The organism is Paenibacillus eucommiae, assembly GCF_017874215.1.
Taxonomy (GTDB): Bacteria; Bacillota; Bacilli; order Paenibacillales; family NBRC-103111; genus Paenibacillus_AI; species Paenibacillus_AI eucommiae.
In genome coordinates, this window is record NZ_JAGGLB010000018.1 from 152,930 (window position 1) to 177,693 (window position 24,764).

Sequence of the window (24,764 nt, forward strand, 5' to 3'; positions counted from 1 at the left end):
TCGCTCCTCTTTTATGTTCGTTTATAACTGTACAATTTCGATTTGCTTCAAGAAAGCATCTACGTCTTCCCGCTTCACAAAACCTGCATGCGCAGAAAGCGCATTAGCCGTGCCGCAAGCCGCTGCAAGCCGCAAGCAATCCTCTATCGGCAGCTCCTGGTATATACCAGCAGCCATTCCTGCCACATAGGCATCACCTGAGCCTACCGGATTTAAAGCTTCTATGGAAGGTACCCGCACACGGTATATCGTACCTTTGTATACGGTCATCGAGCCGGAAGCACCAAGTGAAACAGATGCACATTCGATACCGCTATCAGCTAATTGATGCAGTGATTGAACCAGCTCTGTCTCATTCTCAGGACGCTTGCCTGTAAGCTGTGCGATTTCATCTTCATTTGGCTTCATAAAGAAAGGAGCAGCTTTCAGACCGTGAATTAAGCCATCACCGCTTGTATCAAGGAAAACAGCAGCGTTCGTTTTACGCAAAGCCTCTATTAACTCTGCATAAACCGATGTGGACAAGCCCGCGGGAATGCTGCCAGAGAAAATGACAATCCGCGATTGCTGTCCCAGCAACACAATTTTCTGACGAAACTCTGCCAGTTGCTGCTCTGTAATGAGAGGCCCTTTTTCCAAAAGCTCTGTAGATTCACCATTCGATGCGTTCATAATATTAAGACAAATGCGGGATTCATCGTCCACTTTGACGAAATCATGGCTGATCTGCTGTTGATCCAAGTTTTTTAAAATAAAATCGCCATTACTGCCGCCGACAAAACCTGTTGCCAGCGTTCTAATGCCCAATTGGTGAAGCACTCTGGCCGCATTAATGCCTTTCCCTCCAGCAACGGCATGGATCTGACCGATCCGGCTCACCTTGCCCAGCTGAAAATCGGAGAGGACATATGTTTTGTCAATTGCAGCATTCAAGGTAACCGTTGTGATCACGTTGTCGTTTCACCTCTGCCCGTCTTTATCCTTTATCCCTTATCCTTATCTAAAGTCCTTCGCTCTTCCGATGGAACCGCAAAGACGCATTTTTTCAATCGCTGCTTCCTTGAGGGCGCGTTTAGCCGGAATCATATATTTGCGCGGATCATTCTCCTCCGGATTGGCTGCAAAAACTTCCTTGATAGCGTCGCTGAAAACGATTCTTAGTTCGGTAGCCACATTCATTTTGGCCATACCAAGGGCAACACACTTTCTTACCTGCTCCTCTGGAATGCCTGAACCGCCATGCAGAACAAGTGGAACACTTACTTTGGCAGCAATTTTTGCGATCCGGTCAAAATCAATTTTAGGTTCACCTTTATATATACCATGAGCAGTCCCGATAGCTGGTGCTAACGTAGGTACACCTGTCAGTTCGACAAACTTGGCACACTCGTCCGGATCAGCCATCAGCGCTTCGTTATCGGCCACGACGATATCATCCTCCACGCCGCCTACCTTGCCAAGCTCGGCTTCTACGTTAATGCCTATCGCCTTAGCCAGCTCTACCACTTGCTTGGTTTGTCTGACATTTTCCTCGAACGGGGAATGGGAAGCATCGATCATAACCGAAGTATAGCCCGCACGGATACACTGAACAATAGTAGATAGATCCATACAGTGGTCCAAATGCAAAGCAATAGGAACCTTAACATTTCTTGAAGCCACTTCCGCAGCGGCAGCAATATAGTCCGCTCCCAAATGTTTAACCGTACCAACCGTAGACTGGATAATGAGCGGCGATTCCGTTTCTTCTGCAGCTTCGACCACCGCCTGCAGCATTTCAAGTGTGTGCACATTAAAGGCACCGATACAGTAGCCATTTGCCCGGGCAGTTTGCAATAAAGGAGTTGAAGAGACTAATGTCATAGAATTACCTCGCTTTTCATCATTATAATGCAACTATACTTCATAATTATGATTTTTTCAATCAAAAATTGTTGTTAATTGCATATCATCATTCTATATAGGATTTCCGATAAGAGCTCTTGTCATTCTTTTTTACCAACATGCTGGGGGCTGGCCAGAGTTTGAAGATGTAAGTATACTAAGCTTGCTAGGCTAGGGGGCTGGCTAAGATGGCCAAGGCTGGTTATAGTCGGCTTGTAAGAAGCCGTAGTGGACATGAGATCCCTTATCCCCCTCAAATGAGGCCATTTCAAAAACATACGGACATCAGATCCCCTATTTGACCAGAAGCAGGCTCAATTAGACTCTAGGAAAGGATGCCAAACCACTCTTACTTTAGCGATGTTCATCATTAAATGTACGAGGTAGCCTCCACAACCTTACTTTAACAATGAAAAACATCGTTAAAGTCAAGCACACACTCCTTTCGGGGAGGCGGGCTGGCAAAGTGGCCGAACATTCCACGCTCAAACGGACTGCCAGCAGAAGTTGCTTTCTGAGGGAAAGGGATAGTGGGCATATGGAAAAACTGCCCTTCCTATTTGATTCCCTTGGAGAATGAAGGGTGATATCGCTCGTTTTTTACTGCAAAGCTGCACTGTGTAGTTGATAATTACTCGCTCCAGTCTCCAGACTCCCCCCAATGTTGTCAGGTTAAGCCGGCCAAAGTAATTGGTTTGTCAACTACATTCTACTGTTTTGGCCACGTGTAAGCACAATATGGTCGGTTTTCCGCCTACATTCTGCCGCTTCAGCCACACTCAAGCAAATTGTGTATGGTTTTTCCAATACATTCCGCTGCTTCGGATTAGGCCTCCCTTTTAATTGGGAAAAGCCCAACTTCCCACTTGCCTATTAACCTGACAACATTGGGCTTGAGGCTCCCTCCAAATAAATGCTTGAACGTAGAAAATTAGGTTTAGATGAGTTTGGAGAGAAGTCTCAGCTCGAATGCTTCTAATCCTGCATAAGTGCAGGAATTTCACCTCAAAATCGGATGAAGAGCAAGAATTCCTGCAATTGTGCAGCAATTTAGGGGCTTGGGTTACCGAAACGGGCTAGGAAAGGGAAAATTCCTGTATTTTTGAAACACTTCCTTTTATCTGGTTAAAAAGTGCCCTAAAATGATGTATATTTGCAGTTTTTTTGACCATGTAGATGTGGCATGTATATGCAAGCAGATATGGCAAACATTTGGCATACATTTGCCATACATTTGCTCTGCAATTGCCATGCACATCACGTTGCCTTGAATCCTCGATTATTTGAGGTTATTGGGGTCAGTCAGCACGCCTATCTGATGGTTTGAGCTAAGGTTACTCAAGTACTGGCTCGGGTGTTGAGCCAATAAAACCACACACACGAACAAAAAAACGCCCCCGTCTTAAAAGACGAGAGCGTTTGTGTCGTATGTTATTGCACATGTCCAAGCTTCTGCGATATGCGGTGTCCGGTCATCATCATATCTTCGGCTATCGTCGAAATGCGGTCATCAGGGAAACGGTGCCGCGCACCTGAAATGCTGATCGCCCCTTCGACACGGCCGAACATATTAAAGATCGGTGCAGCGATGCAGCGGGCGCCTTCGATAATCTCCTCATCGTCAATGGCGTAGCCCTGCTGTTTAACTCGTGCCAATTCCTGCAGCAGCGATGTCTCTGTATCTAGTGTATGAGAGGTAAATTTCGGCAGCCCTTTTTGGCGGACCATCCGTTTTACTTCCTCTACCGGAAGGTGAGAGGTCAATACTTTGCCAGTCGCCGTTGCGTGAAAAGGAGATTTAGAACCCACCTTATCTGTCATTCGCAGCGCATAAGTGCCTTCAATAATTTCCACGTACAGGACCTCGTCCTCGGAAAGCACACATAGGTTCACCGTGTCTCCGTAGGTAACGAGTAACTTGTTCATTTCTGCCAATGCGGCGGTTCGCAGGGAACTTCGCTCAAGCAAGTTTTTCGTGATCACTAGCTGCTTGAAGCCGAGGCAGTACTTGCCGTCTTCTTCGCTCCGGCTGATGAATCCCCTTTTCTCCAGGGTAAGGATGATCCGGTAAAGGGAAGATTTCGGTTGATTCACCAGCTCGACCAGCTCGATTAGACTTAGAGAATCATGCTCCGATAAAACCTCGATCACATCAAGAGCCTTCTCAATGGAATGAATAGAGTAACGATCCTGTTTCTCTTTATCACCCTTATCTTTTTCAACCTTCTCTTTGTCCATCTTCTCTTTGTCAACGTCAGCCTTATCCTGTTTATTTTGTCCCACTGCTTACCCACCTTTTATGCAAAATGCGGCAGTTACAAAAGGTCCAATCCCTCCAACCTTCCCAGCCTGCTAGTTTAGACGGGCTAAGGAGCGGTCAATGGCTTGCAGGGTTTGGTCAATTTCGTCCTGGCCATGAACTGTCGATATATACCAGAGACCATTTGGACGGATCAAGATGCCTTCATCGAGCATGATTTCGGCAAACTTGGCGTACTTGGCTCCATCTTTTTTGTTGAAAGTTTCAAAATCAGTTACTTCCTCAGCATCGATAAACATCATATGAAATACAGGTCCGATTTGATTTACGACACCTGGAAGGTTATGTTTCTTCATAAGCTCACGAATGCCGGAAGCCAGTGTAATGAACAGTTGCTCCATCTTCTCATACACGGAACCATTGTCCTTCGCCAGCTCACGAAGCGTAGCCAGCGCGGCTGCTGTCGATACACAATTTCCGTTCAGTGTTCCCAAGTGGCTAACTGTACTGTCGTCAATCAGTTTCATCAATTCCGCGTTGCCAGCAACGGCACTTATTGCGATGCCCCCGCCCATAGCTTTACCGATTGTAACCAGATCCGGCTTAATGCCAAATCTTCCATGAGCACCGCCCAGGCTTAAACGGAAGCCAGTGATGACTTCGTCAAGAATAAGCACGATACCCAGCTCTGTGGTCAATTGGCGCATCAGCTCCAGGTAGCCCTCTTTCGGTTGAATACAGCCTGAGTTACACATAACCGGCTCGGAAATAACTGCCGCGATATCAGCAGCGTGAGCGCGAAGCGTTTCTTCCAGCACTTTAGGATCGTTCCAAGGAAGCAGGATGATATCCTCAAGGCTGTTCTCGCTTTGACCGGCTGTTCCAGGCACAATGCTTGCGCCGTCGCTCCCTGCATCATTCTGAGCCAAGCCTGCGCTTGGGAAGGAAGTGAAGATGGAATCGGACCAGCCATGATAATGACCGTGGAAACGTACTACTTTGCGCTTGCCAGTGTGAGCCCGGGATAGACGAAGCGCCAGCATTACTGCCTCTGTGCCGGAACCGCTAAGTGCAACCTTGTCAGCGCAAGGGAGAATCTCGGTCAGCAGATCAGCAAGCTCAATCTCGCCATCATGCTGTAAACCATAAGTATAGCCTTGACGCATGGCTTTGACAATGGATTCTGTCAATCCGTCGTGAGCGTGCCCAAGAATCAGCGGCCCGTATGCCAGCAAATAATCGATATATTCATTACCGTCAACGTCGCGAAGGCGGGCGCCTTTAGCGGATTCGGCATAGAGCGGAGCAGGCTTCATGGAAGCGCGTAATGAGCTCGCTACCCCTCCGGCAAGATGTGCTTTGGCTTGTTCGAATTTACTTTTTGTGATGTCCGTTTTAATCATTATGATTGCCTCCTAGAATTAGTAGTTCTTGATTTGCTGATAAAATTTACTCTGGAAATACATCCAGCGGAAATATGGGATGTCTAAGCTGTTCATAGCTAAAGTGTGAAAGATTAGACCCACAGCATCCAGGCGTATCAACAGGCACGATAGCGCGGCAAATGGAGCCGAACGCGGTCTTCCAGGCAACCGCAGACTTAACGACGATTACATGGAAATCCTCTGCACGCAAGCCAACTGAGCTTACATGGCCCGGATCCCAAGGCGCTGAACGCTCTTCTGTTATGATTAAGGTCAGGTTGCCGGCTTCAATAACGGCCGTTTTCCCCATATACGCCCATTTGCCAGTCATGTACTTGCCGATATGGGTGTACTTCCCATCAGACAGCAGTCGCACTTCGCCTTGTATACGAACCGGGTCGCCGTGCAGCTTATCGCTTTTACCGCCAACTTCTGCATCAAATGCAGCTCCGACACCAAGACGGTGAGCTTCCAGAGCGGCCTCCGGATCGTAAATGACGATCAGACTTTTTTTCGGGGGATCGATTAAATGAACAAGTGTATGCGTTGCATCAGCCGGAGCTCCTCCGCCGACGTTATCAGAGCCTTCAACAAGAATGACAGGTCCCTCTGTTAACTCCATCGCCATGGCTACGGCTTGATCAGGAGGATGATCTGCATATCTCAGCTGCTCCCGAAGATCCCAAGCCAGCTTGTTCAGCTCCGCGCCATACTGCTCGGCAAGCTGCAAATCCCCATCAACTGTAACGACAAAAGCAATTCCTGCATCGGGAACATCGCTGTACGGAAATCCACCAGCTACAGTAACATTCAGTACTTTAGGATCCTGTTCAATAGCAAAAGCCCGGTCCATAATGTCCTTCATCGGTCCTTCTTTATCGGTCAGCATCACCTGTGGAACCACGATCATTTGAGGCTGTGCCAAAGCGTTGACGGGTTTGATTTCTCCTTTTAGGGTACGAACTAGCAGTTGTACAGCTTCATCCGCCCTTTCATACATATCGATATGCGGGTAAGTGTCGTAGCCTACGATAATATCAGCATTTTCGACCATTTGCTTACTGATATTGGCATGCAAATCCAGGGTCAGCGCGATCGGCTGGGAAGCACTCATCTTTTCCCTGACGCGGCGTAAAATTTCCCCCTCCACATCCGGCATGCCTTCTGCCACCATAGCACCGTGCAAAATGACCACTATGCCGTCAGCGGAAGTATCAGCCGATTCCACAAGTGCTTCGATGATCGTATTCACTGTTTCCTTGGTAACCATCCCGCTTGGCGTCGCTGCTGTATAGAAGCCTACGGAAAGCTCAGCACCCGCCGCTGCAACAGCATCTATGGCACCACCCATGGAGGTTCGTGTACCGGAATAGCGGTGAAGAAAAGCTTCGTTGCCATGCACCCATTCGGACTGAAAGGCTTCGATCTGTGTCAAGCCAGGAGCAAATGTATTCGTTTCATGTATAACACCAATAACTGCAATTTTCATTTGATCATCTCTCCTAAAAAAAGGGTGGAGGGCAGCACGGTCCTTAAGGACAAGCGCAATTGCCGTCTTACATCAGAGCAGAGGGTACCTTTATGCGTGTTCTTATATGTTAAGACCGCACCCATCGGTATGCGGTCCATATTCAAGCTTCTTGTTTATTCACAATCTTTTTATGCGTATACTAGCCTTCAGTCCGTTTGGATGGTGCGTAAGCAACCACGTCAATTTCTACCAGATACTTGCCCAAATCTACTGGCGCTGTAGTACGGGTCGGATATGGCTTGCTGAATACTTCGCTATAAGCTTGGTTGTAGCCAGGAAAATCTTCCGTGTGGCTTACATAAGCGTTTGATTTAATAACATGATCCAGCGTAAGGCCTTCAGCTTCCAAAATGATTTCGATGTTCCGCAAGCTTTGCTTGGTTTGCTCCTCAATCGTAGTGCCTACAATTTCCAAGGTAGCAGGATTTACACCTACTTGTCCGGATACATACACGAAGTCCCCCGCACGTACAGAATGTGAAAATGGAAGTGGAAATTGTGGAGCTGCTGCAACATTCTTAGCTATTGACATGATTCATCGTCCCTTCAAAATATGATTTGATTGTGTCAAGCCCAGTGACGGCAAATATTTGTAAAAAAACCTTCACTGTTTCACTGATAGAAACATTAGTTTCATTATTAAAATGATACTTTTTTTTTAGCGCTTTGTAAATAGCTATTCCGTGACAACATAAAAAGCCGCCGTAGGTTTTCCTATGACGGCTTAAGTCCGATTTCTTTCCCAGATTACAGCTGTATCGATCCACCCTCAAGTGCTGGTCTTGCAAGGCGTGTATATTGGCCGAGTGCACCCTTGTGCTTTATAACCGGCGCGGTCCACCGTGCTTTACGCTCCTCAAGCAGCTGCTCCATCGCCTCTTCTGTAAGCACCACACCATCGGCTCCAATAATGGAAAGCGTACGCGAAGGAATATCGATATGCACGATATCGTTATTTTCCACAAATGCAATCGGTCCCCCATCTACAGCTTCTGGGCACAAATAACCGATACAAGGGCCTCTTGTAGCCCCAGAGAAACGGCCGTCCGTAACAAGCGCTGTCGTCTTGGACAGCAGAGGATCTGAAGCAATCAGCTCCGACATATAGAACATTTCCGGCATACCAATCGCTTTTGGTCCCTGGTAGCGGATAATAATTACATCTCCTGGCTGGAGTGTACGGTCGATTAGTGCATTCACTGCAGTGGTTTCATCGTCAAAAACTCTCGCAGGTCCTTGATGGACCATCATTTCTTCAACGACCGCGGATTTCTTCACTGTTGCGCCTTGAGGTGCCAGATTGCCTTTCAATAAGGCGGTTGATCCCTCATTCTTAAGCGGCTTGGATATTGGATAAATAACGTCACGCTTATTCAGCTTGTAATTGGCCAGGAACATTTCGGCAAAACGAGGCATCTCGCTCTTATCAAACTGCACAAGATTCTCGCCGACAGTACTTCCTGTTACAGTTATGCAATCCAGATGCAGATGCGCCTTCAGCTCCTTCATCAGCATCGGTACGCCACCTGCATACCAGAAAAGCTCTGTCGGATATTTACCCGCAGTTTTTGTATCAACAAGCACCGGAATTTCTCTATGAATGGCATCGAACAGCTCAGGTGACAAATGGATACCGACTTCCCTTGCAATCGCGATCAAATGCATAACTGCATTTAGTGAGCCACCAATGGCGGAATGAATCATAATTGCATTCTCAAAAGCTTTCTTCGTCAAAATATGCGAAGGCAGCAAATTGTTCTTACTCAGCGTCATCACCTGCTGACCAGCTGCTCTAGCCATACGGCGAATTTCCGCATTCGTAGCCGGAATAAGTGCCGACCAAGGCAGCGCCAGACCAAGCGCTTCACTCATAACCTGCATAGTCGCTGCAGTTCCCATATATTGGCATGCGCCACAGGTTGGACAGCAAGCGCGTTGGAAAGCAAGAAACTCTTCCTTCGTCATTTTTTCCTCTTTTACTTCCACGCTCATATGCCACAGCTCTTCGTTGGACTTCATACAAGGACCCGCGCCCATGGCTCCGCCCGGTACGAAAACGGATGGAATATCTAATCTGGCAATCGCCATTAAATGTGCAGGAACAGCCTTATCCCCTGCAGAGCTTAGCACCATGGCATCGAAAGGGGTCGCCACCGCATGAATTTCTACCATAGAAGCAATGAAATCCCGCGAAGCGAGTGAGTAATGCATGCCCCCATGTGCCTGGGCAATGCCGTCGCATATATCAGTGGTCGTGTAGATTGCCGGCTTACCGCCGCTCTGCAGAACACCCTTTTCCATTTCAGAAACAAGCTCTCCTAGATGATAGGAGCTCGGATGACTTGAGCCTTGTGTGCTCTCTACTAATACTTGTACTTTATCCAAATCGGACACAGTCCAATCCATGGACATCCGCAGAGCATCGCCCTCGAAGCTCATTTTTCTTACGTTCTGACTTTTCATCTCTGTCAAAGGTAACCCATCCTTTCGGGATCTTAATTGAAAAATTATAACTCGATGATCTTATTACATTTAGTATAAACGCATAGTGTATGATTGTCTACAATCTTTTTATAGACAGTTTACATCGTAGTTCATCCGATTGATGCGATCCTGCCTTTCATTCTTAAGACCGTTATATAAAAAAAAATCCCGGTCAATTGACCGGGTCATAAGTTTATTGCAGGAGCTTGCTTATCTCGTTCAAGTTTTCAGAGAAACCAACGAATATCTTGTCTTGAATGACAATGGTCGGTACGATCTGCTTGCCGGTCAGCTCCAGCACTTCTTTCGCATAATTCACATCTTCTTCGCAGTTGAAGTCGATGTAGGGAATTTGATGCTCATTGAAGTAGCGCTTGGCAAATTGGCAATCACTGCAAGTCGGAATCGTGTACATTTTGACTGGTGCTTTCGAATCGATTTTCAGCATAAAAGTTCGCTCCTTTACACGACAATTTGTTTTAACTGCTCGATCGTAATTCGGTCCACGAATTTGCTGAACTTTTCTTTCCCTTTCGCCTGTTCCTTGTATAAATCGATCAGCGTGGATACGACAGGAACAAGCCGTTCTTCCGTTATGCCGGTGATCAGCAGGCGCCCCATCGCGGCCTTGATTCCTTTGGGCTCTCCTCCGACGTAAATATCGAACGTGTCTCGCATTTTAACAACGCCTATATCTTTCAGCAGCGGTTCACTCGTGCCCAGCGCGCAGCCTGCGTAGCCAACCTTCAATGGCGTAGGCGTCGCAATGCCGGCAATCGCCCGATTCAAGTTGCGAGCCGTCTCCAGACCGGCTTCTTCCGCGCCTTTGCAGAAGTTGCAGGCAATCAGGCTCTTGGTCGCAAACCCTGCCGGGTACACTTCCAGTCCGGCTCGCTCCAGCTCCTCCTGGATAGCCTCCCGCTTATCGAGAGGCACTTCCACGTAAAGCTGCTTGAACGAGGTCATTTCAATTTTGGCGTCCGAACTGGCGATCGTACCGATCTTGGCAAGCTGATTCGGCGTAAAGAGACTTCCCCCGACTTGAATGGCAGGTGATACCGCCAGTTTCGTCTTTTCTCCCATGATCATTCTCCCTTTGTGCCTCCGTTATTTCACATTGACGACGAATGGAACAGTGAAGACCTCGCCATTGTGCTGAAATTGTCCCCAAATTTTGTACGTTCCGCTTTGTGGAAAAGAAGTCGCGAATTGAGCTTCCGGTCCGGTCGCTTTCTCGTCGATCGGATGGACATGAAGATACTGCTCCGCATCCTTCGATAGAATCACAACATGGCCGACTGCGCCTAAATACGGCTGCAGATTATCGATTCCCTTTTTCGTCTTTGCATCGCGAATGTTGAAAGTCAAGGTCACGTCTTCTTTCGGCTTGGTGGCGCTCATTGCCAGCTCGATTTCCTTGCCATCGACTTCTTTCACCAGCTTCGCGTCAGCTGCAATCGCGGTATGCTTGCCTTCCTTGCCTTCCACCTTCACCCACTCGCTAAGCGTGGTATTGGCGCCGCCAGTCGGAATAAAGTCCGAAAATACCTTGTACTCACCACCAGCCGGGAACGAAGTGTTCACCGTAAATTTGCCGTCTCCCTTAAACTCTGGATGAATGTGGTTAAAGAACGACAAATCGTGATTGACGATAATGAGATGAAGCAATTTTTCATGATTAACATCATACTTATTGACCGTTTTCCCGTCCTTTTCCGTAACTTGAATAGTCAATTCCGTTTCTTCGTTTGCTTTTGCGGCGCCTGCGGGGAAGGTAAACGATACGTTAAGATCCTCCGATGCAGGCTTCGCAGCTGCGCCATGATCGCCGTGGCCGCCTCCGTGCTCCATGTCTCCCGCCTCCTTTTTCTCATTTCCTGCTGACTTCTCGGCGTTCTCTTGCCCACTGCTTGCTGCATGCCCGGCATGGTTATTTCCGCCTGCTGGCTTCTTGTCCTCCGCTTTGCCGCATGCAGCCAATACGCTAAAAGCAAGTACCGCTGCAGCGACGAGGATGATTTTCTTCTTCATGGTTCGTACAACTCCGTTTCATTATAAGTTGGAGGATGCAGAGCGCACCTTGACCCGCTGCAGCCGCAAAGCGTTAAGTACGACGGACACCGAACTGAGCGCCATCGCTGCTCCCGCCACCCAAGGGGCGAGAAGTCCAATCGCGGCGATTGGAATGCCGAGCGTGTTGTATCCGAGCGCCCAGAACAAATTCTGCCGGATATTGTTCATCGTTTTGCGGCTCATGTAGATCGCATCTGGAATGCTCGTCAGTTCGCCGCGCATCAGGGTGACGTCCGCGGCCTCCATAGCCACATCCGTACCGGTACCAATCGCCATGCCGATATCTGCCATAGCCAGCGCCGGGGCATCATTGATGCCGTCGCCGACCATCGCTACTTTCTTGCCCTGCGCTTGCAGCTTCTTCACTTCTTCCGCTTTGCCTTCCGGAAGCACTTCGGCGCGAACATGATCGATGCCAACTTGCTTGGCTATCGCCTGTGCGGTGCGTTCGTTGTCTCCAGTCATCATGATGACTTCAATGCCCATTTCTTTCAGCCGCGTTACGGCTTCTTTCGACGTTTCTTTGATCGTATCGGCCACCGCGACAAGACCTGCATACTTGCGGTCGATCGCGATCAGCATCGCCGTTTTCCCGTCTTCCTCCAGCCGAGTCATGCGGTCAAGCGCCTGTTCAACCGAAATTTCATATTTCGCCATCAGCTTGCGCGTACCGGCCAGGACTTCTTTGCCTTCGACGACGGCGCGGATCCCAAAGCCCGGAATCGCCTCGAATTGTTCCGTTGCCGGAAGTTCGATGCCTTTGGCTCTGATTCCGGCAACGATCGCTTCCGCAAGCGGATGCTCGGAGTCCTTCTCGGCAGCGCCAACCAAGCGAAGAAAAACAGATTCATCCATATTTGAAGCGGCAACATCCGTAAGTTCTGGCTTCCCCTTGGTTACAGTGCCGGTTTTGTCGAGAATGATCGTATTGATCTTATGCGTGGATTCCAGATGCTCGCCCCCTTTGAACAGCACGCCAAGCTCCGCCGCGCGGCCGGACCCCGCCATAATCGATGTCGGTGTAGCGAGCCCCAGTGCGCAAGGGCAAGCGATGACCAGGATCGCAATCGCCTTCTCCAGCGCATTTGCGAAATCGCCAGGGGTAACCCAGAAGTACCAGACAACAAACGCGGCAACCGCGATTCCTACGACGATGGGCACGAAGATGCCGGAAATCACATCTGCTACCCGTTGAATAGGTGCTTTGGAGCCCTGTGCCTCTTCCACGACTTTAATGATTTGGGCAAGCGCCGTTTCTTTGCCGACCTTTGTCGCTTTCAATCTCAATCTGCCGTTTTTGTTGACTGTAGCGCCAATGACGGTATCTCCGGCTTTCTTATCAACTGGAATGCTCTCGCCGGTCAGCATCGATTCATCAACCGATGAGCTGCCTTCGAGCACTTCCCCATCCACCGGGATCTTCTCGCCGGGCTTCACGACCACGATGTCGCCAGCAAGCACGTCTTCAACCGGAATCGTCAACTCCTGTCCGTCCCGAATTACAAGGGCAGTTTTCGCCTGAAGGCCCATCAGCGTCTTGATGGCTTCAGATGTGCGGCCTTTGGCCAGCGATTCAAACAGCTTTCCGAGAATGACTAGGGTGATGAGAACCGCGCTCGTTTCGTAGTACATCGAGGGACCGTGATGAGCCATGCTGCCCATCGAAGCCCATTCAATCGTTAAGTATACGCTGTAGAAGTAGGCAGCCGACGTGCCGAGCGAAACCAGTACGTCCATATTCGCGCTTTTATTACGCAGCGCCTTGAACGCGCCCACATAGAACTGCTTGCCGATGTAAAATTGAACCGGTGTGGCAAGTAGCAGTTGAAACCATGGATTCATAAATAGATCCGGCATCCAGATCCAGGATAAGAACGTGAAGTGACTTACCATGGACCAGAGCAGCGGAAGAGAGAGAACGGCTGAGATAAGCAATGTCCGCTTTTGCTGCCGAATAGCTTTCTCACGATGCTCCGCTGGATCGGCTTCGTCTTGCTTCGTAATTGCTTTATAGCCAAGTTTCTCCACGCGTTGCTGCATATCGGCAATAGACACATCCGCCGCATTGTATTCAACCCGCGCCGTTTCCATTGCAAAGTTAACGGAAGCGTTCGTGACGCCGGGCAATTTGCCGAGGCCTTTCTCGATCTTATTTGCGCAAGCCGCGCAGGTCATGCCTTCCAAACTGAAATCGACGACTTCTTTTGCCGTGCCGTAGCCAAGCTTTTTGATGGTTTCTTCCAACCGCTGGACATCCATCTTCGCCGGATCATACGTCACACTTGCCTTCTCCAAAGCGAAGTTTACGTTTGCGATTGCTACGCCGTCGAGTTTGCCAAGCCCCTTCTCGATCTTATTCGCACAGGCAGCACACGTCATGCCCGTGAGCTGCAAGGTCGTTTGATTGTTCTTCTGGTTTGTTGCGATTGCTGTTGCCATTGGTGTTCGCCCCTTATCTCGTCATAGGTGGATTAAACGACGTCGTATCCCTGTTCCTTGATCGCTTCTTTAATAGCCTTGAGGGTGACAACGTTCTCCTCATACGATACATCCACCGTGCCGCTTGCCAGATTCACTTTGCCGGCTGCCCTGATTTCTTTCAGCGCGCCTTCAATGGAGATTACGCAATGTTGGCAGCTCATACCTTCAACTTGCAATGTTTGTTTGGTCATGTTCAACTCGCTCCTTTATCATTCCAATGATCTTCCTGCCTGTAGTATACCCCTCTACCCTATATTAAGTCAATAATTTTTTACGGTACCCATGTACCCTATAATTATAAGGGTGTAAAAAGCAGCATTGCTGCTGCTTGAAATCGGTCCGAGCTTTATTTCATCAGTTTATTGATCGTCGTCATTAATTCCGTTAATACTTCCGTATCCCCTTCTTGAATCCGTTCGATGACACAACTTTTCATATGATATTCAAGCAGCAGCTTCCCGACACCGTTCAATGAAGCTTGCACCGAAGCGATCTGATTCAACACATCATCACAGTAAATATCTTTCTCAATCATGCCCTTAATGCCGCGAACCTGTCCCTCGATTCGATTCAATCGGTTGAGCAGACCACTCTTGGCTTTATCGGAATGATGGCTCTTGCGCTCACCTTCTCCATGAGAGCAGCAGCCCGGATCTTGCTCCATCGCTTGTTCCATGAGTATCATTTCTTCGCTCATCGAAATCCCTCCTTTTTTATTATTATAGCATACCCCCCAACCCTATGCAAAGAAAATATAAATTTATTAATTCGACGGTCTCCAGTCAACTACGACGATTTGGCCCGAAGCCCGATTCATGGATTACATGGCTGCCGTGTTGTTTGCTTCACCCTGCTTGGGCGAACGGATAAACAGAAACGCTAGAACTGCACCTGCAAAAGCGACGATACCTGACCACAAAAACGCTTGTTGAAAGCCTTCGTTTAGCGCGGCGACCGGGTCAACACCGCTTTGGGAAGCAGTTATTGAGCCCGCAATCGCAACCATGATGGCCAAACTGATAGCTGAACCAATCTGGTAGCTCGTATTGGCGAGACCCGATGCGAGCCCTGCTTCCTCGGGTTTTGCCCCCGACATAGCGGACATCGTAGCCGGAATATAGGCAAGCGACATGCCAAGTGCACCAAGCAAGGATGCCGGAAGAACGTTGGCGATGAAGTTACCATCAACCGGCGTATTGCCAGCGAACAGAAGCATCGAACCTCCGAGTGCAATCAATCCAATGACCAGGTTTGCTTTCATCCCGAATTTTCCGATTAATCTACCGGTAATCAAAATCATGAAGATAGCAATTAGAATCGTCATCGGCAGCAAGCCGACTCCTCCGGCGAAGGCAGAAAACTTTAGCACCTGCTGCATATAGAGATTGAGGAAATACCACAGCGGAATCCAACCACTGGCCAGCATAATGAGCGCGATATTGCCTGCAGCCAGATTGGGCGCTTTAAAAATCTTCAGTGGAACAAGCGGCTCTTTTTTAGTTGCCTGAACGATCAGGAACAGGATAAATAACACGACTCCTGAAATAAGCGTCCACAACGTGGACGGCGCTCCCCATCCATTGTGTTCTGCAGTAACAATGCCATATACCACCAGCACCAAGGCCGCTGTGACAAAGATGGAGCCAATCACATCAATGCTGCCTTTTCTTCGCATTCCCTTGGCCAAAATTCCAGGAGACAGGAGTAACGCAATAATACCAACGGGTACGTTTATGAGAAAGGTCCACTGCCAGCTTAGCCACTCGGTAATGACCCCACCGAGAAACACGCCGGCCGAACCGCCGGCAGCAGCTGATGCGCCCCAGAAACCTAATGCTTTCCCTAATTCTTTGGGGTTGCCGCCGAAGAGCATCATGACAATCGTTAACGCGGATGGGGCTATTAATGCGGCACCTAATCCTTGCAAGGCGCGGCCCACATTAAGCGACTCCTCGTTCCATGCGAGTCCTGCCAGCAAAGAGGCAAGCGTCAGAATGGAAAATCCCCACATGAATATGCGTCGCTGGCCAAATAGATCGGACAATCGGCCACCGAGCAGCAGTAACCCGCCAAAGAAAATGACATACGCATTGAAAACCCACTGCAAACTTGCCTGCGAATAACCGAGCGCTCCTTTGATGGCTGGCAGTGCAACGCCGATAATGGATGTGTCCATAATCACCATAAAATTGGCAAGGCATAGTAAAGCCAGCGCCATCCAGCGCTTGGGATCTGCTTGCGGTAAAGCCTGTGCTTGATTATTCATGATTTTCTTCCTCCCTTTTCATGCAACTCAGAATTAAAAACATCTCGTCACTACAATATAGTATAGCCCCCTACCCTATTTGTCAAGAAAGATTTGTCATCTTCTCCTCCTCTGTTGCTTCTGTAGGATCAGTTGACCTGATTTCATATTTAGAATAGAAATTAAAAAAAGGAACCCTCAGGGTCCCTTTGCATTAGTTGTTAACATCTATAAAAGTACGTAAAAACCTAAAGCCTACAGCCATCCACGGTATCTGCTTGCTTCCGCAGCCTTCCTGATGCCGACCATATAAGCGGCCAAGCGTGGCGTGATTTTACGTGATTTTGCGTTTTCGAGTACGTTATGAACGGCTTCCACCATTTTATTTTCCAGTTGTTTGTTGATTTCTTCTTCTGCCCAATAGTAGCCCTGATTGTTCTGCACCCACTCGAAATACGAGACGGTTACACCACCAGCATTGGCCAGCACGTCTGGAATCACAAGAATTCCCCGCTCATGCAGTCTTTCCGATGCTTCGAGCGTCGTCGGTCCATTGGCAGCTTCTACAACAAGCTGTGCCTGAATGGCATCTGCATTATCAAGCGTGATTTGGTTCTCCATGGCAGCTGGAACGAGTACGTCACATGGCAGCACCAAAAACTCTTCATTCGATAAGCGAGTTGAAAACAGGTTCGTTACACTACCGAAGGAGTCACGCCGGTCGAGTAAATAAGGGATGTCCAATCCTTCTTCATTGTAAATACCGCCATTCACATCGCTGATTCCTACGACAGTTGCTCCCCAAGAATGCAGGATTTCTGCCAGATTACTGCCCACATTACCGAACCCTTGAATACAGACCTTCAGACCCTCCAAGGACTTTCCTTGCAGCAAAGCCGCTTCCCGTAGCGCAATAGCGGTTCCAAGCGAGGTTGCTTTTTCTCTGCCGCGGGAGCCGCCTAGTACAATGGGCTTGCCCGTAATGAAGCCCGGAGAATCATTCTCGCGGATACTGCTGTATTCGTCAAGCATCCAGGCCATGATTTGCGCGTTCGTATAAACGTCTGGGGCCGGAATATCCTTGGTCGGACCGACGATTTGGCTGATTGCTCTTACGTAGCCTCTTGCCAAACGTTCAACCTCACCAACGGACATGCTCCGCGGATCGCACACGATACCGCCTTTACCGCCGCCAAAGGGCAGATCGAAAATTCCACATTTAATCGTCATCCAGAGAGACAGCGCCGATACTTCATCTGCTGTTACACTTGGATGAAAGCGAATTCCACCTTTGGTAGGACCTGTTGCATCATTATGTTGTGCCCTATATCCGGTGAATACCTGCACTTTGCCATCATCCATACGAACAGGAATTCTAACCGTAAGAAGCCGTAGAGGCTCTTTTAACAATTCATAGAACGATTCATTGTAACCCATAATATCTAGTGCTTTGCGGATAACTTGCTGTGTTGACACCATTATATTTTCATCAGTCGGCGGATTACTTGCACCTACAATTACTCTTTTAACAATATTTTTCACTGCGAACCTCCATATGCTGTTTTGTAAGCCTTACCTTTACTATACTTTACCAAGAGAGGCTGGCGAAAACATCCTTTGCAAATTATCTGGAAATCTCCGCACAAAAAAAATCACCGACACGCCTCGCCCACAAGACAGCTGCGGAAACCGGCGCTCAGTTCTTAAATCAAGAATCACAAAACTTCTCTTGTCGAGAGCTAGAATATCTAAAACATAGCCCTGCTTAAATATAACATAAACGTAACATTAATAACATAGCCATTTTTACGATATTTAAATTTCAATCACTTTATGAGCTATCAACCAATTGACCGACTCGCGCACGGCTTCTAAAGAAGTATACCGCGGGCTGTACCCGATCAGACGTCTTGCTTTCTCTATACTACAGTTTGGACTGCGGGATATATGATCCCAAATCACTTCGGCCTCATCCTGAGATATGGACTGGCGCAAAACCTCAAAAGGTCCATAAGATAGATTCGCTTCCTGTCCGAACCATGATGCCACTGTTTCTGCATAGCCCCTTAGCGTTACAGCTGCTGGAGATACGATGTGAAAGCTTTGGCCAATCGATTGACTCCAGTACTGGGATGCCTTAACAAAAGACTGCGCCACATCTTCAGCGTGAACGTGATGCAAGGTTTCCAGTCCATAATTCGGGAGGGTGACAGGTTGTCCAGTGGCCAAGCGAACAAACACCTGCGGATCGATATGCCCAACGGGATTGATCGGTGCCCATCCAGGTCCTACAATATGCCCGGGGTGCAGCACCGTAGCCGGAAAGCCATCTCTTCTCGCTTTAAGCTGCAAATAGGCCTCGATTTGCTCTTTCTCTATGCCATAATCACCGAAGGGACGTCGCGGCTGCTCTTCAGTTACAGGCACTTCCACGGGAGTACCGTGCACCCATATGGTGCCACAGCTGATGAAATGCTGAACATGTCCTTCAAGAGCCTCCACTAGATGCTTCGCACTATCCAGCGTAAAACATATCATATCGATAACTACGTCCGGCTGCAAAGCAGCAATTTTCGGCCCAAAGCTGCCATCCGCCTCTTCAGCACCGCGATTAGCAGTAACCTGCTTAACGGAATTCCACGCGGGATCTGCCTCGTACGGCTGGCGACTTCCTCTGCTTACATTGATCACTTCATGACCCAAACGTACTAGCATAGGAACCAAATATGTACCCACATGCCCACTTCCGCCAATCACCACATAACGCATTGCAATCACCCTTTCATGGTACTTAAGTCCAATATAGTAGAAAAGATAGCCTTTTAAAAGTCTACCATGTTTATGAGCCTGCTTCAAAAGTTATTATTTTGCCCGCCAAGCGTGGCCTAGAAACCTGCATATTTACATTTTATAGGAACTTATTAATGTGTCAAATTGCTTTCCTTAGTCTTTATTGACTTGGATTGACCTACATGTCTCATTATTACTTAATTACGTAATAACGTACATGGGACTGGCCAGATTCCGACGCTGAAGAGGGCTTTAGGCAGTTATGAACATTTTGAACGAAGCGGTAGTGGACATGAGATCCTTTATTCCCCTGAAATGAGGCCATTCCAAAAACTTGCGGACATGAGATCCCTTATTTGCCCTGAATGGGGTTCAAACAGGAGAAAAAAGCCTCGTTAAGGGCTTCTGTGTCCGTAAGCCTTCAAAACATGCGATTTTGGCACAAATAACGGCTGTGATGTCCGTAAGCCTTCGCCCCTACGTGGGTTCAAACGCAAACTTTGATATAAGACGATGTATTCCCCGGATGAAAATCTTATGTCCTATGTAAGCATAGGAATTATGCGTGCTGGCAAAACGTTGGAGTTGGGCAGAGCATCGCTAAATCCAGAGGGTGTGTTTGGTATAACTTATTTTGCGCCAGGCCATACAGATACCAATGATTCGTTCGGGGTGAAGTTCCTGCGGACATTTTATGGAAGAAGAAGCAACAATACTATAGAAGATTTAGGATCTCTAGCGAAACAAATGAGCTATCCTTGTGCGCAATTTTAAATACAGGAATAGCCGTCCATGACAGCCATTCCTGTATATTTTATCCCTTAGTCTATCAAGGCTTCCCCTAATAGAAAAGGATGCGCCATCACTTATCCGTAAACATCCGCTTCAAATAAGGATTCGACGTAAATTGATCTCCTTGATACATGTAGATCCCATCAACTCCAAGACTCTCATAGTGCTCAAAATAAGACTTAAGATCGTTTGGCGTATGAGCCATATCCAAGCTGCCTGCTCTTGCTTCACTGCCAATACTCCATTTCCAGCCGTCTATACATCCAAAGACTTTAACTTGCGTGCCTGAACAGAGCTTCAGATAGTGCTCTACAGGCGGCAAAGGCTCGCTTGAGACTAAATTCGAAGGGACGATTCCATCCAAGAGATGCTCAGCCACACAAATTTCCATTGCCTTGTAATAAATTGGCTGATCTGCTGGAATTCTTACCTTTAGCTCTAGCTTTCTGCCGGTCATCCGTTCTTTTTCAATCAGCTTCTCACGTGTACTTCTTATTATCTCTATGAGTGTCTCAACGGACTGATTCGCATAATGCCTCATGTAGTCAAATACCAGTCCATCAATGTCATACTTCTCTATCAGCTCATGAATGACCGCAAGCGCGTATTGACGGACGGGTGCTACCGAATAATCCAAATCACCGTCCTTGATCCACTGCGGATGATCCCTGACAAACTTCTCGGACAATTCAGGAATGCCCAGATAAGGACGGTTCATCCCGATATTGGCTGTAAATCGTACAGGCTTGACGTTCGAGCTGTGATTCGAAGCTTCCAACGCGCTGTCCTTCTGCCAATCTTCCATGTGGTCTTTCATATGATCCTTCATATACTGAATGGATTCCTGGAGAATGTCACAGCTATTGACTAGCTTCACAGGATCATCGATAATCGTGTTCTCATCCGTCATCGAGGGCAAATTCAGCTTCTCCAGAAAGCTGCTGTGATGAAGCGACTTCATGCCGATGCGGATCGTTTGGCAATTGATTTCCTGGGGATTCAAGCGCATGAACTCTTCCAGCATAATGCTGTTCATCGTTTCCGCATCGTGAAAGCCATGCAGGGTATAGCTGTAAGGCTCATAATAAAGGATGAGCTCTGGAGTCTTCAGCTTGCTTGCTGATGAATCTTCCTTCTGCCTCCAAGCGAGTCCTTCCGATTCTGCTGATCTGTCTGATCCTTCCACTGCAACTGTTTCGGCCGCTTCCAGTGGTACAAGCTTGACGTAATCCAGCGGTACAAAATCGTAATGATTGACAATAGACTCCTGCAGCTGGGTTATTTCTATATAGCCATGGTCAATGGAACAGCGCTTCCAAAAAATCTCTTTGTTTTGTTTGCCTCCATAATCACTTTGCAGCAAATCCATACTATTTCCCGGAGTAATAAAGCGGCGATAGGCCTCCCCTTCCGTCCTCGCCAGAAAGCGCGGAGTCCCGCTGCCAAAGCCAAAATGAATGTCATACTCCCCAACTGTGTTTAAAGGAATTCGAAAAGCAGGCAACTGCTCCTTATATTTCGCCCCTATTTGACTGCTTTTACCACCTGCTCCAGCCGGGCTGAGCTTCCAGTTCCCTTCTCCCTGCTGCGGATCCCAGGAAGCGTTATCGCCCAAGTATTCCGCCCAATTTTGCAAATAAATAACGCCCGATGGTTCCAGACTCATATGTTCCACAGCTTCTATAACCCCACTAGTAGTTACAGAGATCACTTTAACACTTACAACACCTACATATTCCCCAAGATTGATGTACGGGTTCCAATACAAGATTGGCTCACTTTTGCCATACAATCGAACAATGCCCATAGCCTGTGCCTGATTCCACAAAAAGCTGCTGCCGTTCAGTGCTGTTTCCGCCTCAAGATCCGCATAAATACTTGCTGTATACCAGTCATCTCCAGCAGCCTTGTATAAAACCTGACAAGACACATAGTCATTTTCACCGGTCAGCTTCAATTCAACGAGATTGTCGCGACGCTGCTTCAACGATTGAATCATAGGATGGCTCCTTTTTCTTTAAATTCCTTCACTTTGCTTTAAACTCCATCACTTTACTTACAATACCATGATTACTGTTTCAACAACTCACTTACCAGCGGTGCCTTATTTAATTCCACATGGATCTTTTCTAATCCTGCACTATCCAGCTTTTTCAAATAATTGTCCCATTCCTTATCGATGTCCACTTCCCCAGTTATTGCTTTATACATAAACTCTTTGCGCATAGTCTCCAGACCGGAATCATATTGTTTCGACAAATCAGCGAGCTTGGTTTCAGAGAACATATCATTTCTGTGCGGATAAATGCCGTATTTCTCCGCCCATTCTCCTCCGGCGTACTTATAAAGCTTTGCTGTTAACTCATCATGATATAAATACTGCAATTCCTTAGGAGAAATATAATTTCCATTATAGTTATCTACCTTTGGAGAATTTTCGATGCTAATCGGGCTCGATTTGTAAGGCTCTCCTTCCCAATTCCAATTCACACCTTCCTCACCGAATAAAGTCCATACTTGGGCTTCCTTATCGAAATACATATATTCCATGAGCTGTAGAATTCGGATTAGTTTCTCATCACTGACATCCTTCTTCACAACGAAGCTGTAGCGGTATGGATTATAGTACCGGTTCGTTCCGCCTTTACCACTTTCCCCAACTTCAGGCGGTGCATATAAAATCTTGGATTCAGGTACGTTGTTTAACAATTTGTGAGGGGAGCGGTCGATATATAAAGGGTTCAAGTATTGGTATTGATTTGGAAAATAGCCGATTTTGTTAGCAGCGATCTTTTCATGAAACTTGTTCCAATCAAGCGTTACGAATTCCTTGTCAATGTAGCCTGATTTGTATAGGGAGTTTACATATTTCAAGAAATCTTTGTACTGGTTAGATGCATAATATAAAACCGTTTTACTGTTATCCTCTACATTTTGTCCGTCTGCAAAACCGAACATGCCCTCAATGGTGGACCAGCTGTAAACCATAAATTCATTCCCGCTCATCCCGTACGTATCTTTCTTACTGTTCTGATCAGGGTCGTCTTCGGTGAAGCGCTTTAGAATATTGGTCAGCTCTGCTTGTGTAAATGGCGTATCGGTCACCCAAATTCGGCCAGCGTCATCGAGCTGCTCCAGCTTCCCATTTGGTTTGATGCCCAGATTTTCCAGCCAGTCCAGCCGGTACGTGGAGGAGAAATAAATGGAATCATCCTCATACATCCCGGTCAGGGCTCTATATTCGTCCGGATTATCCTTCATCTGGTTCATATTCCAGCCAAACGAATATTTACTGAGCAGCTTTGCATAGGAAGGTGCATATTGTTCAATCAGCTTTCTTGGAATTGTGCGCGTTAAACCTTGCTCATACAGCTCAAGAGAATCCTTGCCGATCCATCCAGCATCCGGCATTTCCCCTGAAGCGAGCATCAAATCGAGCTGCTGCGCGTTATTAATATCCACTTTCACATCTTTCAGCTTAATGTTTAATTGTTTTTCCAGCTGCTTCTGAGTCCAGTCTCCCTCAACAGATGTATGGAAATTAACTGAGATCCAGGAAATATCCAGCTTTTTGTCCAAAGCCCCTGCTGCCTGCTCTGTCACCTTAGGTGTTTCTGTCTGGTTATCTGTGTCGCTGCCGTTCTTTTTTTCCGAGCTGCTGCAGGCTGCTATACTGGCAACCAATACTGTCATTAGTAGTACATAGGCCAATTTTTTCAGCATGTTCATAACCTCCCCATTTTCATGTCCACATTTCTTCAAACGCCTGCTAAACTAAAAGCTTAAAAATAATTCCACTTCCACCGCTTCACACACCAACCACCTCCCTTTTAGTTCTGATATCTTTTATTTATCGCTATCCTTTTAACGAGCCAATCATAATGCCTTTCACAAAATATTTCTGAAAAAATGGATAGACCATAACGATAGGCCCGATCGTGACAATCGTTACAGCGGCCTGAAAGGTTTGGCTTGTAACAAATAATCCAGGATTCTGCATCTGAAACTGCAGCGCTTCCTCTGAGAAATTGCTGGTCATAGCTACCATTCTTTGCAATATCGACTGCAGCACCATTTTGTCCTCGGAGCGGATATAAATCAAGGCATCAAACCAGGCATTCCAATGTCCGACCATAGACCATAATGCAACTGTGGCTAGTATCGGCTTGGATAAAGGCACATAAATACGGAACAAAATCGTTAAATATCCAGCCCCATCCATAAACGCAGATTCCTCAAGGGCTTTGTCCATCGACATAAAGGTATTGCGGACTATCAAGATCGTAAAGATGCCAACGGCACCAGGCAAAATGTATACAAGGAGGTTATCCACAAGTCCAAGCTTGCGAATGATAATATAGGTAGGAATCAGGCCCCCACCAAAAAACATCGGAATAAGAAAAATAGTTGTCATCACATTGCGCAGCGGCAGATCCTTCTTCGAAAGCGGGTAAGCGGCAATCACCGTCAGCACCAGCGATAAGATCGTCCCGCAAATCGTCCTGTAAATCGTGACCAGATAAGCAAGCGGAATCTTGTTGTCGGAAAAAGCAAAATAATAAGCAGATAAATCAAATGTCTTAGGCCATAGCCGCATGCTCAAGGATGCGGATAGCTTAGCATCAGAAATCGATAAAATGAACATATCCCAAAACGGGAGCAAAATTGTCAAACAGAACAGCGCCATAAAGCTGTAATTGAAAATATCAAAACATTTGCTGCCCATACTCCGGTTCACCACTGCAAATCCCCCTGTCTATACATCTTCGTTTTCCATATATCTGCTATCTTTTATCTGCT

The 24,764-nt window shown here is 47.4% G+C and carries 20 protein-coding genes; 1 reads left to right on the forward strand and 19 read right to left on the reverse strand.

Annotated features, from left to right (window positions below; translation table 11 throughout):
• Positions 1–21: 21 nt before the first annotated feature.
• The 16 genes from pfkB to J2Z66_RS24190 all read right to left on the reverse strand — a co-directional run bounded on the left by pfkB (position 22) and on the right by J2Z66_RS24190 (position 19,151).
• Positions 22–951, reverse strand: coding sequence for a 1-phosphofructokinase (gene pfkB / locus J2Z66_RS24115; protein WP_209975189.1), 930 nt, complete (start codon positions 949–951; stop codon positions 22–24).
• A gap of 45 nt (positions 952–996) precedes the next feature.
• Complete coding sequence (fba, locus tag J2Z66_RS24120; RefSeq protein ID WP_209975191.1) at positions 997–1,863, reverse strand: class II fructose-1,6-bisphosphate aldolase; 867 nt, start codon at positions 1,861–1,863, stop codon at positions 997–999.
• 1,452 nt (positions 1,864–3,315) lie between these two features.
• Complete coding sequence (locus J2Z66_RS24125; RefSeq protein ID WP_209975194.1) at positions 3,316–4,167, reverse strand: IclR family transcriptional regulator; 852 nt, start codon at positions 4,165–4,167, stop codon at positions 3,316–3,318.
• A 69-nt stretch (positions 4,168–4,236) separates the two neighbouring features.
• A complete protein-coding gene (locus J2Z66_RS24130; RefSeq protein WP_209975197.1) occupies positions 4,237–5,547 on the reverse strand; it encodes an aspartate aminotransferase family protein in 1,311 nt (436 codons plus the stop codon).
• 46 nt (positions 5,548–5,593) lie between these two features.
• Positions 5,594–7,057 carry a M81 family metallopeptidase gene (locus J2Z66_RS24135; protein WP_209975199.1) on the reverse strand — a complete coding sequence of 488 codons (1,464 nt, stop codon included), beginning with the start codon at positions 7,055–7,057 and terminating at the stop codon, positions 5,594–5,596.
• Between the two features lie 181 nt (positions 7,058–7,238).
• Complete coding sequence (locus J2Z66_RS24140; RefSeq protein WP_209975201.1) at positions 7,239–7,631, reverse strand: RidA family protein; 393 nt, start codon at positions 7,629–7,631, stop codon at positions 7,239–7,241.
• A gap of 215 nt (positions 7,632–7,846) precedes the next feature.
• Positions 7,847–9,562, reverse strand: coding sequence for a dihydroxy-acid dehydratase (ilvD, locus tag J2Z66_RS24145; protein WP_245375803.1), 1,716 nt, complete (start codon positions 9,560–9,562; stop codon positions 7,847–7,849).
• A 214-nt stretch (positions 9,563–9,776) separates the two neighbouring features.
• On the reverse strand, positions 9,777–10,031 hold the full coding sequence (locus tag J2Z66_RS24150) for a glutaredoxin family protein (RefSeq protein ID WP_209975204.1): 255 nt from the start codon (positions 10,029–10,031) through the stop codon (positions 9,777–9,779).
• Positions 10,032–10,045: 14 nt separating this feature from the next.
• The gene (locus J2Z66_RS24155) at positions 10,046–10,666 is read right to left on the reverse strand and encodes an NAD(P)/FAD-dependent oxidoreductase (protein ID WP_209975206.1); all 621 of its coding nucleotides are present in this window, start codon (positions 10,664–10,666) and stop codon (positions 10,046–10,048) included.
• Positions 10,667–10,690: 24 nt separating this feature from the next.
• Positions 10,691–11,614 carry a DUF8832 domain-containing protein gene (locus J2Z66_RS24160; RefSeq protein ID WP_209975208.1) on the reverse strand — a complete coding sequence of 308 codons (924 nt, stop codon included), beginning with the start codon at positions 11,612–11,614 and terminating at the stop codon, positions 10,691–10,693.
• Positions 11,615–11,635: 21 nt separating this feature from the next.
• Complete coding sequence (locus J2Z66_RS24165; protein ID WP_209975210.1) at positions 11,636–14,095, reverse strand: heavy metal translocating P-type ATPase; 2,460 nt, start codon at positions 14,093–14,095, stop codon at positions 11,636–11,638.
• A gap of 32 nt (positions 14,096–14,127) precedes the next feature.
• A complete protein-coding gene (locus J2Z66_RS24170; protein ID WP_209975212.1) occupies positions 14,128–14,328 on the reverse strand; it encodes a copper ion binding protein in 201 nt (66 codons plus the stop codon).
• Positions 14,329–14,483: 155 nt separating this feature from the next.
• Positions 14,484–14,813 (reverse strand): metal-sensitive transcriptional regulator, encoded by a 330-nt coding sequence (locus J2Z66_RS24175; protein WP_376774468.1) that lies wholly within the window; start codon positions 14,811–14,813, stop codon positions 14,484–14,486.
• 144 nt (positions 14,814–14,957) lie between these two features.
• A complete protein-coding gene (locus J2Z66_RS24180; RefSeq protein ID WP_209975216.1) occupies positions 14,958–16,403 on the reverse strand; it encodes a DHA2 family efflux MFS transporter permease subunit in 1,446 nt (481 codons plus the stop codon).
• A gap of 234 nt (positions 16,404–16,637) precedes the next feature.
• On the reverse strand, positions 16,638–17,861 hold the full coding sequence (locus J2Z66_RS24185) for a Glu/Leu/Phe/Val family dehydrogenase (RefSeq protein WP_209975269.1): 1,224 nt from the start codon (positions 17,859–17,861) through the stop codon (positions 16,638–16,640).
• Positions 17,862–18,197: 336 nt separating this feature from the next.
• Positions 18,198–19,151, reverse strand: a complete 954-nt coding sequence (locus J2Z66_RS24190) for an NAD-dependent epimerase/dehydratase family protein (RefSeq protein WP_209975218.1) — start codon at positions 19,149–19,151, stop codon at positions 18,198–18,200.
• A gap of 558 nt (positions 19,152–19,709) precedes the next feature.
• Here J2Z66_RS24190 and J2Z66_RS24195 point away from each other — a divergent pair.
• Positions 19,710–19,946 carry a hypothetical protein gene (locus J2Z66_RS24195; RefSeq protein ID WP_209975219.1) on the forward strand — a complete coding sequence of 79 codons (237 nt, stop codon included), beginning with the start codon at positions 19,710–19,712 and terminating at the stop codon, positions 19,944–19,946.
• An 88-nt stretch (positions 19,947–20,034) separates the two neighbouring features.
• Here J2Z66_RS24195 and J2Z66_RS24200 read toward each other — a convergent pair whose 3' ends face one another.
• The 3 genes from J2Z66_RS24200 to J2Z66_RS24210 form a co-directional block, all read right to left on the reverse strand.
• Entirely contained in the window at positions 20,035–21,963 is a 1,929-nt protein-coding gene (locus tag J2Z66_RS24200; RefSeq protein ID WP_209975221.1) for a hypothetical protein, read from the reverse strand.
• Positions 21,964–22,034: 71 nt separating this feature from the next.
• Positions 22,035–23,687, reverse strand: a complete 1,653-nt coding sequence (locus tag J2Z66_RS24205) for a type 2 periplasmic-binding domain-containing protein (RefSeq protein ID WP_209975223.1) — start codon at positions 23,685–23,687, stop codon at positions 22,035–22,037.
• 133 nt (positions 23,688–23,820) lie between these two features.
• Positions 23,821–24,705 (reverse strand): carbohydrate ABC transporter permease, encoded by an 885-nt coding sequence (locus J2Z66_RS24210; RefSeq protein ID WP_312894737.1) that lies wholly within the window; start codon positions 24,703–24,705, stop codon positions 23,821–23,823.
• Positions 24,706–24,764: the final 59 nt, after the last annotated feature.